General features: G+C 71.2%; 16 protein-coding genes. 11 read left to right on the plus strand and 5 right to left on the minus strand.

The annotated features are described in order from the left end of the window. Positions 1–8: 8 nt before the first annotated feature. The 4 genes from SSP24_RS42910 (at position 9) to SSP24_RS19860 (ending at position 2,416) form a co-directional block, all read left to right on the plus strand. Positions 9–461 (plus strand): hypothetical protein, encoded by a 453-nt coding sequence (locus SSP24_RS42910; RefSeq protein ID WP_167529629.1) that lies wholly within the window; start codon positions 9–11, stop codon positions 459–461. A gap of 111 nt (positions 462–572) precedes the next feature. Continuing rightward, positions 573–1,328 carry a helix-turn-helix domain-containing protein gene (locus SSP24_RS19845; RefSeq protein ID WP_141311011.1) on the plus strand — a complete coding sequence of 252 codons (756 nt, stop codon included), beginning with the start codon at positions 573–575 and terminating at the stop codon, positions 1,326–1,328. Beyond that, on the plus strand, positions 1,321–1,503 hold the full coding sequence (locus SSP24_RS19850) for a DUF397 domain-containing protein (RefSeq protein WP_141310992.1): 183 nt from the start codon (positions 1,321–1,323) through the stop codon (positions 1,501–1,503). The genes SSP24_RS19845 and SSP24_RS19850 overlap by 8 nt, the downstream gene beginning before the upstream one ends. A 415-nt stretch (positions 1,504–1,918) precedes the next feature. Next, complete coding sequence (locus SSP24_RS19860) at positions 1,919–2,416, plus strand: SgcJ/EcaC family oxidoreductase (RefSeq protein WP_141310994.1); 498 nt, start codon at positions 1,919–1,921, stop codon at positions 2,414–2,416. Here the strand turns inward: SSP24_RS19860 and SSP24_RS19865 are convergent. Beyond that, complete coding sequence (locus SSP24_RS19865; protein ID WP_141310995.1) at positions 2,382–3,755, minus strand: sensor histidine kinase; 1,374 nt, start codon at positions 3,753–3,755, stop codon at positions 2,382–2,384. The genes SSP24_RS19860 and SSP24_RS19865 overlap by 35 nt on opposite strands. Then, a complete protein-coding gene (locus SSP24_RS19870; protein WP_229865545.1) occupies positions 3,752–4,516 on the minus strand; it encodes a response regulator transcription factor in 765 nt (254 codons plus the stop codon). Before SSP24_RS19870 ends, SSP24_RS19865 begins: the two co-directional genes overlap by 4 nt. Before the next feature lie 197 nt (positions 4,517–4,713). On the opposite strand from SSP24_RS19870, the gene SSP24_RS19875 reads away from it, so the two are divergent. The 4 genes from SSP24_RS19875 (at position 4,714) to SSP24_RS19890 (ending at position 9,173) form a co-directional block, all read left to right on the plus strand. Next, the gene (locus tag SSP24_RS19875; protein WP_141310996.1) at positions 4,714–5,991 is read left to right on the plus strand and encodes an aspartate kinase; all 1,278 of its coding nucleotides are present in this window, start codon (positions 4,714–4,716) and stop codon (positions 5,989–5,991) included. After that, positions 5,988–7,040 carry an aspartate-semialdehyde dehydrogenase gene (locus SSP24_RS19880; RefSeq protein WP_141310997.1) on the plus strand — a complete coding sequence of 351 codons (1,053 nt, stop codon included), beginning with the start codon at positions 5,988–5,990 and terminating at the stop codon, positions 7,038–7,040. Before SSP24_RS19875 ends, SSP24_RS19880 begins: the two co-directional genes overlap by 4 nt. A gap of 388 nt (positions 7,041–7,428) precedes the next feature. Beyond that, the gene (locus SSP24_RS19885) at positions 7,429–8,025 is read left to right on the plus strand and encodes a SigE family RNA polymerase sigma factor (protein WP_141311012.1); all 597 of its coding nucleotides are present in this window, start codon (positions 7,429–7,431) and stop codon (positions 8,023–8,025) included. Next, complete coding sequence (locus SSP24_RS19890; RefSeq protein ID WP_229865550.1) at positions 8,022–9,173, plus strand: hypothetical protein; 1,152 nt, start codon at positions 8,022–8,024, stop codon at positions 9,171–9,173. Before SSP24_RS19885 ends, SSP24_RS19890 begins: the two co-directional genes overlap by 4 nt. Here SSP24_RS19890 and SSP24_RS19895 read toward each other — a convergent pair. Beyond that, entirely contained in the window at positions 9,143–9,946 is an 804-nt protein-coding gene (locus SSP24_RS19895; protein WP_229865551.1) for an SURF1 family protein, read from the minus strand. The genes SSP24_RS19890 and SSP24_RS19895 overlap by 31 nt on opposite strands. A 112-nt stretch (positions 9,947–10,058) precedes the next feature. Between SSP24_RS19895 and SSP24_RS19900 the strand changes: the two genes are divergently transcribed. After that, positions 10,059–11,894, plus strand: coding sequence for a S9 family peptidase (locus SSP24_RS19900; protein ID WP_141310999.1), 1,836 nt, complete (start codon positions 10,059–10,061; stop codon positions 11,892–11,894). 124 nt (positions 11,895–12,018) lie between these two features. Here SSP24_RS19900 and SSP24_RS19905 read toward each other — a convergent pair whose 3' ends face one another. Further along, on the minus strand, positions 12,019–13,950 hold the full coding sequence (locus SSP24_RS19905) for an NAD-binding protein (RefSeq protein WP_141311014.1): 1,932 nt from the start codon (positions 13,948–13,950) through the stop codon (positions 12,019–12,021). Positions 13,951–14,108: 158 nt separating this feature from the next. Here SSP24_RS19905 and SSP24_RS19910 point away from each other — a divergent pair, with 158 nt between their 5' ends. Together SSP24_RS19910 and SSP24_RS19915 are read left to right on the plus strand one after the other, a co-directional pair. Further along, a complete protein-coding gene (locus tag SSP24_RS19910) occupies positions 14,109–15,116 on the plus strand; it encodes a permease (RefSeq protein WP_141311000.1) in 1,008 nt (335 codons plus the stop codon). Next, the gene (locus SSP24_RS19915; RefSeq protein ID WP_141311001.1) at positions 15,113–15,814 is read left to right on the plus strand and encodes a TIGR03943 family putative permease subunit; all 702 of its coding nucleotides are present in this window, start codon (positions 15,113–15,115) and stop codon (positions 15,812–15,814) included. The genes SSP24_RS19910 and SSP24_RS19915 overlap by 4 nt, the downstream gene beginning before the upstream one ends. Before the next feature lie 27 nt (positions 15,815–15,841). Here the strand turns inward: SSP24_RS19915 and SSP24_RS19920 are convergent, their stop codons facing one another. Continuing rightward, positions 15,842–16,429: a serine hydrolase domain-containing protein gene (locus SSP24_RS19920; RefSeq protein ID WP_141311002.1), complete on the minus strand. Its 588-nt coding sequence runs from the start codon at positions 16,427–16,429 to the stop codon at positions 15,842–15,844. Positions 16,430–16,741: the final 312 nt, after the last annotated feature.

A 16,741-nucleotide genomic window follows, 5' to 3' on the forward strand; every position in this document is an offset into this window, starting at 1 on the left:
TCATCGGCATGTACGCCTCCACGGCGGGCGGCCGGATCGCCCTCGAACGGGGCGGTGCGGGACAGGAGTTCACGGTCTCCGTCCACAACGGCAACACGCGCGCGTACGCCCACATCCGCGTCGCCTTCCAGATGGAGATGATGATCGACACGGAGGCCGCCGCGGACTCCAACGGCCTGGTCCTGGAACGCCGCGACCCCTCCACCGGCACCTGGCAGCGCGCCGACCTGCGCGTAGCCAACGACGTCTACCCGCACTACCTGTATCCGGACGGCACCCAGCTGCCCCGCGAGGCCTCCCGAGTCGACCGCTACCGCCTACGGGCCCTGCCCGAGGGCCCGACCGGCTCCACCCCCCTCCTCATCCACCTCGTCGACACCAGTGCCCCCGAAACCGCTCCCCACAGCCAGGGCGTACCCTGCCGCACCTCACTGATGGTCACCGTGAACTCCGTTACCTAGGGGTGCGCGTCGCGCTACGCTCGGTAGCGGTCACCTTCCGGAGGGGGTCGCGTGTCGGGTACGCACAACAACAACCAGCCGCCCGTCGCCTGGCGTTACATCGGCGACCAGATGAAACGCTGGCGCATGAAGGCCGACGTCAGCCGCGAGAAGCTCGCCTCCGCCTCGAACTACTCCCCGGACACCATCGCGTCCATGGAGCGCGGCGTACGCAGGCCGACGCCGCGCGTGCTCGACGTGGCGGACGAAATGTGCGGCGCGGAGGGGATGTTGAGCGCGGGCAAGCCGTTCCTGGACCGGGAGCGGTTCCCGGCGCGAGCGCAGGACTTCATGGAGCGGGAGAAGGAAGCGATCAGCCTCTGGTCGTACGAACTCTCGCTCGTACCAGGGCTGTTGCAGACGAAGGGGTACGCGCGCGCCCTCATCGACAGCCGTATCCCGCCGCTGGACGAGGAGACGGTGGAGGAGCGCATCGCCGCCTGTATGGAGCGGCAGTCCATCCTCACCGAGCGGAAGCCGCCGGTCGGCCTGAGCTTCGTCCTCTACGAGGCCGTACTGCGCGCCCCGCAGGTGGACGCCGAACAACTGCGCCACCTGCTGGAGGTGGGGCGGCTGCGAAACGTCGTATTGCAGGTGCTCCCTTTCGAACGGGCCATTCCTGCCGCACTCCTGGGCCCCATGGTGCTGCTGGAGACCCGTGACCACGAGCGCTTCGCCTTCATGGAGGGGCAGTTCGCCAGCGAGCTTTCGGCCGATCCGGGGGTTGTCAGCCGCATCACCGAGCGGCTTAGCATGATCCGGACGCAGGCTCTCGGACCCGAAGAGTCGGCCCGTTTCATCGAGCGGATGGTGAACAGCCGTGAGTGATCAGCTGAAGTGGTTCAAGTCGAGCTACAGCGACGACGAGGGCGGCAACTGCGTCGAAGTCGCTCTCTCCAGCACCATCCACGTCCGCGACTCCAAGGTCCCCACCGGACCCGAACTCCATGTCACCGCCCCCGCCTGGACGGCGTTCATTTCCGCAGTTCGGCCCGGAGCTTGAGCCTCGGGCTTCAAGCCCTTCCCGCGTGACGTCCCGGCACCGGGGCCTCGACCTACGCATCGAATCCGGTACAAGGCGATCGCGGCCGCACACCCCCGTTACGGCCAGCAGGCCCTCCCCCAGGTCACCGGAGTGGTGGGGGAACTTCGCGCGCGAGCGTCACGGCAGGGACGTCACCGAGCACTACCAGTCCGGCCTGGCCCGGGCCGAGGAAGAAGCAGCGGAACCCGAGCAGGTCGAGCCGGAGACCCGGAGCGTGGCGCCGCATATCCCCCTTCCCCTGACGTTGGACAAACCCTGTTCCCGCCCTGCACGACCGTTGGACGTGCCCTAACCAGTGCAAAGCGAGTCTTGAGTCACTCCCGCAGCGCAGGTCGCTGAAGGAGCAACTCCTCTCGATTGCACTGGAGATGCCATGACCCGCAAGACCCGTATACGCGCCGCCGTTGTCACCGCCACCGCGCTCGTCACCGCCGCCACCGTCACGGTGGGCGTCAGCGCCGCGGGGTCGGAGCGGGCCGCCGCGCCGAGCAAGAAGCAGGTCGCCGGTCTCTTCGACCGCTGGAACGCCGCCCTGCAGACCGGTGACCCGGAGAAGGTCGCGGACCTGTACGCCAAGGACGCCGTGCTGCTGCCCACCGTGTCCAACAAGGTCCGTACCGACCGGGCCGGCATCGTCGACTACTTCGAGCACTTCCTGCAGAACAAGCCGGTCGGCACCAAGGTCCAGACGATCGTCAAGGTCCTGGACTCCAACTCCGCCATCGACACCGGCGTGTACAAGTTCGCCCTCACCGACCACGAGACCGGCGAGAAGAGCACGGTCGTCGCCCGCTACACCTACGAGTACGAGAAGCGCGGTGGCGAGTGGAAGATCGTCAACCACCACTCCTCTGCGATGCCCGAAGGCTGATCGACACGCAGAGCCCGCCTCCGGGGGCGTCGGTGAGGGTCACGGTTCCGCCGTCGTCGGTGACCAACTGCTTGACGACGGCGAGGCCGAGGCCGGAGCCGGACTTTCCGGTCAGGCCCTTGCCCCGCCAGAAACGGTCGAAGGCCCGGGACTTGTCGGCGTCCGACATGCCGGGTCCCTCGTCCAGGACGGCGACCGTCACTTCGTCGCCCCTGTGCTCCACCCGGACGGTGATCGTCCCGCCGTCCGGTGACACCTCCAGGGCGTTCGAGAGCACGTTGTCCAGCACCTGGTCCAGATGACCGGGGCTGGCCAGCACGAGCGGCCGGCCGCCGGCACTCCCCCTGAGCGCGATGGTGACTCCGCGCTCGTCGGCGGCCGGTCTCCACACCGCGAGGCGCTCCTGAACGATGTCCATCAGGGGGAGCGACTCGGCGTCCGTCACCTTGGCCTCGGCCCGCGCCAGCACCAGCAGGCCGTTGACCAGCCGGCTCATCCGGACCACCTCGGCCGTCGCCTGCTCCACGTCCTCCCGGACGAAGTCGTCGTCCACACCGTCCGCGATGTTGTCCAGGGACAGGCGCAACGCGGTCAAGGGGGTTCTGAGCTGGTGCGACGCGTCCGCCACGAAGATGCGCTGTGCCGCGATGAGAGTGTCGAGGCGTTCCGCGCCCTGGTTCAGGGTGCGGGCGAGCGTCTGGGTCTCGGGTGGGCCCGTCACCGGGGAACGGGCCGTCAGATCGCCGTCGCTGAACCTGCTCGCCATGTCGTTGAGCTGGCGCAGCGGGCGCGTGATGCGGCGGGCGGCCGCGACGCCGATCAGGGCGGCGACGCCCAGGACGGCCACCGCGAGGCCGGCCCGGAAGCCCCAGATGGTCCACAGGCGGTGGGTCATCTGGGCGGTCGAGAACTTGATGCGTACGGCGCCGACGACCTCGCCGTCGTCGCCTGCGTGGGCGGGAACCGTGACCACCAGCTCCGGGCCCCAGACGAAGGAGGAGCCCCAGTCGGTGGTGACCCGGTCCTCGTCGAGGGCCCTGTTCAGGGCCGCGTCCCGGTCCGGGCGGGGCAGGGGCGGCGCGCACTCCTGGGTGGTGGTCGTCTGGACCGCGCGCGTCTCGCCGTCGTCGTCGTACGCCCGGGCCATCCGCTCCAGGGCCATGCACGAGGCCGGGTCCCCGTTGCCCAGCAGCACCGCCATGGTCGCGGCCTTGCGCTGCACCGAGGAACTGGTGTCGTCCCGCAACTGGTTCGTGAGTGAGAACGCCACCGGCACGGTGAACAGGGCGATGGCGATCGCGACGAGCAGGATGTAACTGCGGACGAGCTGGCGGATCATCGGCCGTTGCCGCCGTTGCCGCCGTTGCCGCCGTTGCCGCCGTTGCCGCCGTTGCCGCCGTTGCCGCCGTTGCCGCCGTTGCTTCCGCCGCCGTTCTCGACGATCTCCAGCCGGAAGCCCACTCCCCGCACCGCCTCGATCGTGATCGCCCCGGCCAGCTTCCGCCGCAGCGCCGCCACATGGACGTCGAGGGTCTTGGTCGGCCCGAACCAGTTCGCGTCCCAGACGGCCTCCATGATCTGCTCCCGCGACATCAGCGCCCCGGGCTCCTCGGTCAGGAAGGCCAGCAGGTCGTACTCCTTGGGCGCGAGCGCGATCTCCTCGCCGTCGAGGCGGACGCGGGCCGCCTTGCGGTCGATCGTCAGGCGCGGGCCGTACCGGTCGGGGCCGGACTCCGCGGGCGTACGAGGCTTCAGGCGCCGCATCACCGCTCGTATCCGTGCGATGACCTCCCGTACCCCGAACGGCTTGGACACATAGTCGTCGGCGCCCAGCTCCAGCCCGACCACCCGGTCCGTCTCGTCGCTGCGGGCGCTGATCACGATGATCGGGACGTCGCCGCGCTCGCGCAGCGCCTTGCAGACGTCGAGACCGTCGGTGTCGGGCAGGCCGAGATCGAGGAGTACGACGTCGTACGGCCCCTGGTGCGCGAGGGCGGCGCCGCCCGTCGTCACCCACTCGACCTCGAAGCCGTACCGCTTCAGGCCGCGCCGGAGCGACTCGGCGACCGGCTCGTCGTCTTCCACCAGAAGTACTCGCACGGCGGCACCCTAGTCCTTGAAACTTAATGATCAGGGGCGCTTGTGACCCGCGGCACTTTTCCGAGTGCCAGCAGCGCATGCGGGCATATGCAGTCCGAGAACGAGCGGCCGGACATCTCACCATGCGATACCTGGGAAGGGAATTTCGGACGCTCGTTAAACTGAGCCGACACACACGGACTGAGCGAGGAGCGCACGTGGGCCTTGTCGTGCAGAAGTACGGAGGCTCCTCCGTAGCCGATGCCGAAGGCATCAAGCGCGTCGCCAAGCGAATCGTCGAAGCCAAGAAGAACGGCCACCAGGTGGTCGCCGTGGTTTCCGCGATGGGCGACACGACGGACGAGCTGATCGATCTCGCCGAGCAGGTTTCCCCGATCCCTGCCGGGCGCGAGCTCGACATGCTGCTGACCGCCGGAGAGCGGATCTCCATGGCCCTGCTGGCGATGGCGATCAAAAACCTGGGCCACTCGGCCCAGTCCTTCACCGGCAGCCAGGCAGGTGTCATCACCGACTCGGTCCACAACAAAGCCCGGATCATCGATGTCACGCCGGGCCGGATCCGGGACTCGCTGGACGAGGGCAACATCGCCATCGTCGCCGGATTCCAGGGCGTCAGCCAGGACACCAAGGACATCACCACGCTGGGGCGCGGCGGCTCCGACACCACGGCGGTCGCGCTGGCGGCCGCGCTCGACGCCGAGGTCTGCGAGATCTACACGGACGTCGACGGTGTGTTCACCGCCGACCCGCGCGTGGTGAAGAAGGCCCGGAAGATCGACTGGATCTCGTTCGAGGACATGCTGGAGCTGGCCTCGTCCGGGTCGAAGGTGCTGCTCCACCGCTGTGTGGAGTACGCCCGTCGCTACAACATCCCGATCCATGTCCGGTCCAGCTTCAGTGGGCTGCAGGGCACCTGGGTCAGCAGCGAGCCGATCGAGCAAGGGGAACAGCAGGTGGAGCAGGCCATCATCTCCGGTGTCGCACACGACACCTCCGAGGCCAAGATCACGGTCGTCGGCGTGCCGGACAAGCCGGGCGAGGCCGCCGCGATCTTCCGCACGATCGCCGACGCCGAGATCAACATCGACATGGTCGTGCAGAACGTGTCCGCCGCCTCCACGGGCCTGACGGACATCTCCTTCACGCTGCCGAAGACCGAGGGCCGCAAGGCCATGGACGCGCTGGAGAAGAACAAGGGCGGCATCGGCTTCGACTCGCTGCGCTACGACGACCAGATCGGCAAGATCTCGCTCGTGGGCGCCGGGATGAAGACCAACCCGGGCGTCACGGCGGCCTTCTTCGAGGCGCTGAGCGGCGCGAGCGTGAACATCGAGCTGATCTCGACCTCCGAGATCCGCATCTCGGTCGTCACCCGCGCCGACGACGTCCCCGAGGCCGTACGCGCCGTGCACACCGCCTTCGGCCTCGACTCCGACAGCGACGAGGCCGTTGTCTATGGAGGCACCGGCCGATGACCGTGCCCCCGACGCTCGCGGTCGTGGGAGCGACCGGAGCTGTCGGCACGGTGCTGCTCCAGATTCTGTCCCAGCACGCGGACATCTGGGGCGAGATCCGTCTTGTCGCCTCGCCGCGCTCGGTCGGCCGCAAGCTGGCCGTGCGCGGTGAGGAGGTCGAGGTGGTGGCCCTGTCCGAGGAGGTCTTCGACGGGGTCGACGTCGCCCTGTTCGACGTACCCGACGAGGTCGCCGCGCACTGGGCGCCGATCGCCGCGGCCAAGGGCGCGGTGGTGGTGGACAACTCCGCCGCCTTCCGGATGGACCCGCACGTGCCGCTGGTCGTGCCGGAGGTCAATCCGCACACGGCGCGGGTCCGGCCGCGCGGAATCATCGCCAACCCGAACTGCACCACGCTGTCGATGATCGTCGCCCTGGGCGCGCTGCACGCCGAGTTCGGGCTGCGTGAGCTGGTGGTCTCGTCGTACCAGGCGGTGAGCGGCGCCGGACAGGCGGGCGTGCGGACACTGCGCGAGCAGCTGTCCCTGGTGGCCGGTACGGAGCTGGGGACCAGCCCCGGTGACGTACGGCGGGCCGTGGGGGACAACACCGGGCCGTTCCCGGAGCCGGTCGCGCTGAACGTCGTACCGTGGGCCGGGTCTCTGCGGGAGGACGGCTGGTCGTCGGAGGAGATGAAGGTGCGGGACGAGTCCCGCAAGATCCTCGGTCTGCCGACGCTGCCGGTCGCCGTGACCTGCGTGCGGGTGCCGGTGGTGACCGCGCACTCGTTGACCCTGCACGCCCGCTTCGAGAACGAGGTGACGGTGGACCGGGCGCGGGAGATCCTCGCCACGGCGCCGGGCGTGGTGCTGTGCGACGATCCGGCGGCCGGGGAGTTCCCGACGCCCGCCGACGTGGTGGGCACGGATCCGACGTGGGTCGGGCGGGTGCGGCGGGCGCTGGACGACCCGACGGCCCTCGAACTCTTCGTGTGCGGGGACAATCTGCGCAAAGGTGCCGCGCTGAATACCGCTCAGATCGCGGAGCTGGTGGCGGCCGAGATGTCGTGAGGGAAAATTGCCCCTGGCGATGTCCTGATCTGTTTGTAGGATCAACGTAAGGGATTTCCTCCCCGTCCTCCGCAACCGTGCGAAGGGCGGGGAGCGTCTATGCGGTCGCCCTTCCGGGGTGTGGGACGTGTTGATCCAAGGCGTGGGGACGCCGATGAACGAGCGTGGGGACGCCCGTTCATATGGGACATAGGGGAAGAGCGGGACGCATGAGGGCATATGAGGCTCCGTCAGTCGTGCTGCCTGACGCGAGACGAAGAGTGACGTCCGGCACGTACAACCCTGACGGGTTCAGGCGTGTCCAACTGGCGTGGCAGAGGTACTCGACTTCCCCGCGGTGGCCCGCGGCACGGCCCTACGGCCGCCCCGGCGGCCCGTCCGCACCCGCATGCCCGGCGCGCCCGGCGGCATGCCGGTGATCGCGCCCATGCCCGCAGCGCGGCCCGCCCGCATCCCCAGCCCGCGTGACGGCGCCGATGACGTCGTGGCCGCCGGCACCACCGTCGACCACCTCACCGAGACCTACCGCACGCACTACCGCTCGCTGCTCGGTCTCGCCGCGCTCCTCCTCGACGACACCGCCTCCTGCGAGGACGTCGTCCAGGAGGCCTTCATCCGCGTCCACTCGGCCCGCAAACGCGTCCGCGACCCGGAGAAGACCCTCGCCTATCTGCGCCAGACGGTCGTCAACCTCTCCCGCTCCGCGCTGCGCCGCCGCATCCTCGGGCTGAAGCTGCTGTCCAAGCCGATGCCGGACATGGCGAGCGCCGAGGAGGGGGCCTACGACCAGCTGGAGCGGGACTCCCTGATCAAGGCCATGAAGGGCTTGCAGCGCCGGCAGCGCGAGGTGCTGGTGCTGCGCTACTTCGCCGACATGACCGAGGCCCAGGTCGCCGAGACGCTCGGCATATCGCTGGGCTCGGTGAAGGCGTACGGCTCCCGCGGTATCGCCGCGCTGCGGATCGCCATGGAGGCGCCGGCATGACGAACGGCAAGTCGCACGAGCCGTACGAATGGCGTGAGCCGATCGAGGCGCACGACCAAGAGCCGAAGCAACCGCAAGCTGGGAACGAAACTGTGAACGACCGCCTCGACGACCAGAGCTCCGAGGGGCTCGACTCGGACGAGCTGGCGCTGCGCAGGATGCTGCACCAGGCGGTGCAGGACATCGAACCGCGCGACGGCACGCTGGATCACCTGCGCCGGGCGGTGCCCGCACGCCGGGCGCGCAAGCGGCAGGCCGCTGTCGGCATGGCGGCCGCGGCGCTGTTCGTCTGCACCGCCGTACCCGCCCTGGTGCACGTCTCCAACTCCACCGGCCCCGACGCCAACCCCACCATCGCCGGCCACGGCGCGCAGGCGCAGGGCGGCGCGAGCGAGGGCCTGAGGACCGACGGCACGGGCGCCACCTCGGGCGGTTCCACCGGCACGGGCGAGAACCAGGGCAAGGCCAGCCCGACCCCGAACGAGAGCCCCGGCTCCACCCCGAGCAGCGGTGTCGTCGACGACACCACCGACGACGTCTACCCCTCGGCGACCAGCGCGGTCGCCGCCCCGGTGTGTACGGCGGCCCAGCTCGGCTCGGCCACCGCGACCGCCGACGTCCCCGACTCCGCCGGCACGGTGTACGGCACGTTCCGGATCACCAACGTCTCCACCGCCGGCTGCACCGTCGGCGGCGCCGGCGCGGTGACCCCGCTCGCGCAGGGCGCGGCGGACGCCACCAAGATCAGCGTCGTCGCGCACACGGCGGGCGACGAGGCGACCGGCCTGCCCGACCCGGCCAAGGAAGTCCCGCAGCTGGTCCTGGAGCCGGGGGCGGCGTACGAGGTGAGGTTCGCCTGGATGCCCTCGGAGACCTGCCCCACCGACAACTCCGGCGACACCGGCGGCGGCACCGCCGACCCCTCGCCCGACGCGTCGCCCAGCACGGACGCGGGCACCACCACCGAGGGCAGCTCCACGGGTGGCGACACGGGTACGTCTACGCAGCTGATGACCGAGGAGGGCACGAAGGACGGAAGCGTCGTCGTCTCCTACACGGCGGAGGCGGGAGCGCCGACGGTGTCGGCGACGGTGTCGAACGCGTGCGCGGGGACGGTCTACCGGACGGGCGTGCTCTCGGCCTCGTGAGCGGCGGCCGCGTCCGCCGAGTTGAGCCCCATCTCGGCGTCCCGCGCGAACTCCACCTCGCGGCGGAACAACCGGAACCACATGAAGACCACGAACCCGGCGAAGACGAACCACTCCCCGGTGTAGCCCAGGTTCTGGAAGGCCTTCAGGTCGAGCCCGGTGTCCGGGGGCGCGCTCACCGGCACGGCCTGCATCCCGGAGTCGCCCTTGTTGAGGGTGACCCAGGCGTCGTAGACGTCGTACGGCACGAGATTGACGAGTGAGGCCGCGCTGATCGCCGCTGTCTGGCCCTTCGGCAGTCCGCTGCGCGCGCTGACGCCGTTCTCACCGGGGTTCTCGGAGGCCTGGAGCGCACCGGTGACGGTCACCTCACCGCTGGGCGGAGCGGGCGCCTTCGCGGCGTCCGGCGCACCGGGCAGCCAGCCCCGTACGACGGGCAGGGCCTTGCCGCCGTCGGTGTGCAACAGGGTCAGCACGTAATAGCCCCGCCTGCCGTCCAGCTCCCGGTCCGGCACGAGCAACTGCTCCCCGTACCGCCCGCTGACCCTCGTCTGGTCGCCGGTGGTCTCCTTGTCCACGGGCAGCAACGCGTCCAGCGGCCGGGCGGCGCCCTTCTCGTCGGAGGCGGCCTGCTCCTTGGCGCTCTGATGATCCTCGACCCGCGCCTCGAACCGGCTCAGCTGCCAGGACCCCATGAAGACGCAGAAGGGGATGGCGAGCAGCACGAAGAGGTTGATCCCCCACCATCGGGGCGTCAGCAGAAACCGGTACACGCCCTCAAAGGTACGGGGGGTGGCAGGAAGCACGGGGCGCGGGGTCCCGAAGTTATCCACAGGCTGGGGACCCTGGAAGCGCGATGTCGGTGTGAGCGGGCAGTATGGGGTCATGACTGAGAGCAACGGGTCCCCCTCGCCCGAGCGGCGCGAGGACATGCCGGACTGGGAGAAGCGCTTCCGGGCGCCGCGGGTGTCGCTGCCCGACTGGGCGGAGGACGCCCCCGACCGCTCCTTGTTCGTGTCGAACGCGACGGGGACGTACGAGCTGTACGCCTGGGATCGCGCGACGGGTGAGCAGCGCCAGGTGACGAACCGGCCGAACGGCACGACGGACGGTGTGCTCTCCCCGGACGGCGAGTGGATCTGGTGGTTCGACGACAAGGACGGCGACGAGTTCGGCGTCTGGCGCAGGCAGCCCTTCGCGGGAGGCGAGGACGAGCTCGCCGTGCCGGGGCTGGATCCGTCGTATCCGGCGGGACTCGCGCTCGGGCGGGACGGGCGCATGGCGGTGGTGGGGCGGTCCACCGACGAGGAGGGTACGACGATCCATCTCGCGCGCGTGAGCGATGCGCCGGTGGAGCTCTACCGGCACCGCGAGTCGGCGGGCGTCGGTGATCTGTCCCACGACGGCTCGCTGATCGCCGTCGAGCACACCGAGCACGGGGACGCCATGCACTCGGCGCTGCGGGTGCTGCGCCCCGACGGCACGACGGTCGCCGAGCTGGACGACACCAAGGGCGGCACGGTCGAGCTGGGCCTGGAGGTGCTCGGCTTCGCGCCGGTCCACGGGGACACGCGGCTGCTCGTCGGGCACCAGCGGCGCGGCCGCTGGGAGCCGCTGGTGTGGGACGTCGCCACGGGCGAGGAGACCGACCTGGCGCTGGAGCTGCCGGGTGATGTGAGCGCCGAGTGGTATCCGGACGGCTCGGGGCTGCTGATCGGGCACAGCTACGAGGCGCGCGGCGAGCTGTTCCGCTACGACCTGCGCACGCGCGAGCTGGTGAAGGTCCCGACCCCGACCGGCACGGTGTCGGGGGCGACGGCCCGGCCGGACGGCAGCGTGGAGTACCTGTGGTCGTCGGCGGCCGAGCCGTCGTCCGTGCGCTCGACGGCGGGCGGCGTGGTGCTCGACCCGCCGGGCCTGAAGTCGCCGGGCTCGGTGCCGGTGGAGGACGTGTGGGTGGAGGGGCCCGGGGGGCGTATCCACGCGCTGGTGCAGAAGCCGGTGGGGGCCACCGGTCCGCTGCCGACCGTCTTCGACATCCACGGCGGCCCGACCTGGCACGACAGTGACTCGTTCGCGGCGGGCCCGGCGGCCTGGGTCGACCACGGATACGCGGTCGTCCGGGTCAACTACCGGGGCTCCACGGGCTACGGCCGGGCCTGGACGGACGCGCTGAAGCACCGGGTCGGCCTGATCGAGCTGGAGGACATCGCGGCGGTCCGGGAATGGGCGATCGGCTCGGGGCTGGCGGACCCGGACCGGCTGATCCTGACCGGCGGTTCCTGGGGCGGGTATCTCACGCTCCTCGGCCTCGGCACCCAGCCCGACGCGTGGACGCTGGGCATCGCCGCGGTCCCGGTGGCCGACTACGTCACCGCGTACCACGACGAGATGGAAGCGCTGAAGGCCATGGACCGCACGCTGCTCGGCGGCACCCCGGAGGAGGTCCCGGAGCGCTTCGAGGCGTCGTCGCCACTGACGTACGTGGACCAGGTCAAGGCGCCGGTCTACATCTCCGCGGGCGTCAACGACCCGCGCTGCCCGATCCGGCAGATCGAGAACTACGTCAAGCGCCTTCAGGCGCGCGGCGCGGTCCACGAGGTGTACCGCTACGACGCGGGGCACGGCTCCCTGGTCGTCGACGAGCGGATCAAGCAGGTGGGGCTGGAGCTGGACTTCGCGGAGCGGCACCTCAAGGGCAGGGGGAGCAGGGGGGACTAAGGGCCTCACTGGTTGCGCTGTGTGGTGCGCTGCGAGTCGTGGTGGGCTGGTCGCGCAGTTCCCCGCGCCCCTTTTGGGCGTGCAGTCCCGCGTGTTATGTGCGTGCCGTCGGGGCGGCGGGTTCTCACGCCCCCGCCCGATCCCGGCGCCTGCGCCCCAGCAGTTCCGCAAGGCCGCGTCGGGTCGCCGCCAGGACCACCCGGTCCTCGGCACGCAGCACGTACGTGGGCGGCAGGTCCCACACGAGGTCAGAGGCCGGCCCGGGCATGCCCCGGCCGTCCGTGTCCGTCGGGCTCGTCGCCAGGTCCGGCCGGCGTTCCCCCGGGGCCGCCGTGTCCAGGGCCAGCACCCGCCAGGAACCGGCCCGGAAGGCCTCGGCCACCGTCTTCCCCTCCAACTGCCGGATCCCGCGCACCTCCACGGCCGCGAACAACAGCACCCGCCGCTCGACCGGTATCGCCCCCAGCACCTGCCGCCCCATCATCGCCCCGGCGAACGAGGGCGCCGCGAGATGGGTGACGCTGCGGCTGCGGGTGAGGGCCCGGGGGTGCGCGGCGCGCAGGGTGCGGTAGACGGCGGCGGCGAAGTCGTCGTCGTAGAGGCGGAGTACGACCCGCAGGTCGGGGCGGACGGAGCGGGCGTAGAGGACGGCCTCCAGGTTGGTCGTGTCGACGCTGGTCAGGGCGAGCAGCGTGCCGGCGCGGTGGATCTTGGCGGCCTCCAGGACGCCCTCCTGCGTGACGTCCCCGAGGACCACCGGCACCCGCAGCCGCCGGGCCGTGGCCATGCCCCGGGCCTCGGGATCGGCCTCGACGCAGACCACGGGGATGTCCAGTTCGCGCAGCCGGGTCAGCACTCGGGTGCCGATCTTGCCGAGGCCGAGCAGGACGACATGTCCGCTGAGCCCGCGCGGCGGCCTGCGCAGCGCGGACGCGCTCCGGAAGGTGCCGAGGGCCTCCAGTACGGCGGCCAGCAGCACCGGCAGCAGCAGTAATCCGACGACGGCGGAGAGGAGTTGGAGGATCTGGCGGCCGACGGACGCGTCGGTGGCCGGGTCGTCGATGCCGAGGATGTCGAGCAGGGTGAGGTAGGTGGCGTGCAGCGGATGGTCGCCGGTGAGGACGGTCAGCGCGATCGCCAGCGCCACCACGGCCCCCACCAGACCGGCGAGCGACCAGCGCAGCCGCCGGGAGAACAGGGAGGCGAACGGCGGTACGACACCGACCGCGCGTCCGGCGGAGCGGGATGAGCCGGCGTACGACACCTGTTCCAGGACGACCGTGCCACGCCCGGTGGCCGCCGCGACCTCCTCCTCGTCCGGCAGCAGTCGGGGCCCGCGCTCCCCGCTGCCCTCCGACCCGTCGGCACCGGCGGGATCGCTGCTCGTCGCCGAAAGCAGTGCCAACGTGCACAGCCCCGGATCGGCGACCTGACCCGGCGCCGGGGGCGTCCGCTCCACCGCGCGCAGCAGCAGCCCGTCGGTCTGGACGACCTTGCTGGTGCCGACGACGGCGGTCGCGGCCAGCGCGGGCGCGGCGGTGTCGGCGTCGGACAGCACGGTCGTGGCGGCGTCGAAGCCGCTCGTCCCGTGCGCCTCGCCGGTCGCCAACGCGGCCGCTTGGTCGAGGAGTTCCTCGATGTGCTGGCCCAGCCGCCGGTTGTACAGGCGCAGGACGATCCGCAGCCGGGGGTTGAGACGGCGGGCGGTGAGGGCGGCGCGGATGTTGGTCTCGTCGTCGTCGTACACGAGCGCCAGCGCGGTCGCCCGCTCCACGCCCGCGTCGGCGAGCACCGCCTCGGTCGGCTCGGCGGCCTCCACGAGCCGTACGTTGCCGCCCGCCTCGCCGTTGGCCAAGGAGCCGTTGCCCGCAGCCCGGCCCGCCGCGTTCACCATCCGGTCCAGCAGCGCCGCCGACGCGGCCCGAGCCCGTCCGGCGACCGGCTGGGGCACCTGGCGCTCGGAGGGCGGCACGACGAGCGTCACCTGCTCCTCGTACACACCCCTGAGTTCGGCCGCCAGCCGGTGCGCGAGCCCGTCGTCGCCGCACACCACCATGTGTGCGGGCGCGTTGCCCGGCCGGCCCTGATTCGGAACGCTCGCCACGAGGGAAAAGACTGCCCCAAGAAGAAGGATGGTTCCAGCAACTGATTGAACGTCCGTTCCGGGTCGGCCGTATCGAGGGGGAGGCACCCCGCGCACCGGAGGACCGACCCGTGGCCGTCACCGTCCCCAAGACACAACCCCCGCCCCCAGTCCGCGAGAAGGACGACGGCTGGCACCTCAGCTCCCCCCTGGTCCTCACCGTCACCCTGCTCCTCCTGCTGCTCGCCCAGGCCCCGATCCGCCGGGCGCTGTCCGCGCCGGTGATGCAGAGCTGGACGACGGTTTTCGTCGCGGTGGTCGTGCAGGCGCTGCCGTTCCTGGTGCTCGGGGTGCTGCTGTCGGCGGCCGTCGCCGTGTTCGTACCGGCGTCCGTCTTCGCCCGCGCGCTCCCGGCCCGGCCCGCCGCGGCGGTACCGGTCGCGGGGCTGGCGGGAGCGGTGGTCCCCGGCTGCGAGTGCGCGTCGGTGCCGGTGGCGGGTGCGCTGATGCGGCGGGGAGTCACCCCGGCGGCCGCGCTGGCGTTCCTGCTCGCCGCGCCCGCGATCAACCCGATCGTGCTGACGGCGACGGCGGTCGCCTTCCCCGGCCAACCCGAGATGGTGCTGGCCCGTTTCGTCGCGAGCCTGGCCGTGGCGTGCGCGATGGGCTGGCTGTGGCAGCGGCTCGGCCGCGCCGACTGGCTGCGTCCGCCGACTCGTCCGGCGTACGAGGGGCAGGGCAGGGGAGCGGCGTTCTGGGGGTCGGTGCGGCATGACGTGATGCACGCGGGCGGCTTCCTGGTGATCGGTGCGATGGCGGCCGCGACGCTGAAGGCGGTCGTGCCCGAGCCATGGCTGCGGGCGGCGGCGGACAACCCGGTGGTGGCGGTGCTCGCCCTCGCCGTACTGGCTGTCCTGCTGTCGATCTGCTCGGAGGCGGACGCGTTCGTGGCGGCGTCGCTGACGCAGTTCTCGCCGACGGCCCGGCTGGCGTTCCTGGTGGTGGGGCCGATGGTCGATCTGAAGCTGTTCGCGATGCAGGCGGGCACGTTCGGCCGCGGCTTCGCCCTCCGCTTCGCACCGGCGACCTTCGCCGTCGCGGTCGGTGTGTCCGCCCTGACCGGGGCGGTGCTGCTGTGAACCGGCACGCGCAGGCGGCGGTGCTGTGCCTGCTCGGCGCGTCCCTCGTGCACGCGGGGGCGACGGAGCTGTCGCTGCGGTACGTCAAGTCCGGGCTGCGGCCGCTGTTGCTGCTGGCGGGGGTGGTGCTGGTCGCGGCGGCGGTGGCGACGGTCTGGTACGAGCGCCGGTCCCCGGCATCCGGTCACCACCACGAACCCCGCGTCTCCTGGCTGCTGTTGCTGCCCGTCCTCGCGCTCGTGCTGATCGCCCCACCGGCGCTCGGCTCGTACAGCGCGATGCGCGCCGGTACGTCCCTTCAGGAGCCCCCGGCCTACCCGCCGCTGCCCGCCGGTGACCCCGTCCGGCTCGGCCTGGCCGACTACGCGGCCCGGGCGGCGTACGACCAGGGGCGCTCGCTGCGCGACCGCGAGGTGAGGATCACGGGCTTCGTCGCGCTGGACCGGGCAGGAGATGCCTACCTGGTCCGGATCGCCCTCAACTGCTGTGCCGCCGACGGCCGGCCGGTCAAGGTCGGCCTGACGGGCGGTGTGCCGCCGGTGCTCCAGCCGGACACCTGGCTGGAGGTCACCGGCACGTACACCCCGCGCCGGACGCGGGATCCGGTCAACGCCGGGCCGATCCCGTTCATCGAGGTCACCGCGGCCAAGCCGGTGACGGCGCCCAGCGACCCGTACGACGAGAGCTGGAACAACTGAGAAGGGGCGCATCCTGGGTGCGCCGCGTCATCGCACCCCCTCGCACAGCGCGGTGTCCATCAACCGCTGGAGGGGGCGCTCGGCGCGCAGCAGCGGGCCGTTCTCGGGGACCTTGCCCGAGGCGGTGATGACGATGCTGCGCCGGCCGTCCGCGGTGAAGCCGTTCCTGACGAAGTCGCCGTCGTCGTCGCCGCCGTGGCCCCACCGGTAGCCGCCGCAGGGCAGCGGCTGGCGCATCAGGCCGAGCCCGTAGCGCAGGTGGGGGAAGGGGATCTCGTAGTCCTTGCTGACGGGCACGACGTGCCGCATCTCGGCCAGTTGGGCGGGCGGCAGCAGGCGGCCGGTGAGCAGGGCGGTGAAGAAGCGGTCCAGGTCGCGCTGGGTGGTGACGAGTGAGTGGGCGGCGTCGGCCCGGGACATGTTCCGCACGGTGGTGTCCGTCCAGCCGTCCGAGTCGGGGAAGCGGTGGTACGCGTGCGCGTGCGGCTCGGGGAGGAACGGGTCGTCTCCGGGCGCGTACGTGCCGGTCAGGTTCAGTGGTTCGATGATCCGGTCCCGGACCTCCTCGGCCCAGGGCCGGCCGGTGACGCGCTGGATGACCAGGCCGGCGAGCACGTAGTTGGGGTTTCGAACTGCTGCCGATTTAGTGAGCGGTAGCGATTTTTGGTGCGTGTGAGTGAGTGCCGGGGGCCGGAGGTGTGGGTCTGGTCATCCGCAGTGTGCCGGGGGTGTTCTCCGCTGCCGTGGCTGTGTTCTATGTCCGGCTTCCGGAGGGGAACGGGAGTTCTTGGGGCGAACGGGTGACCTTTGCGGGTGGTGCTCGTTGACTGCGGTGGCGAGGGTCTTCGAGTCGCGAACGGGGTGAACGGGTGGGCGGGTTGGGGGAGTTGGCGGCGCCGTTCGTGGTGCCCGGTCCGGCCGGGGTTG

Origin of the sequence: Streptomyces spinoverrucosus, assembly GCF_006539505.1 — a bacterium.
GTDB lineage: Bacteria > Actinomycetota > Actinomycetes > Streptomycetales > Streptomycetaceae > Streptomyces > Streptomyces spinoverrucosus.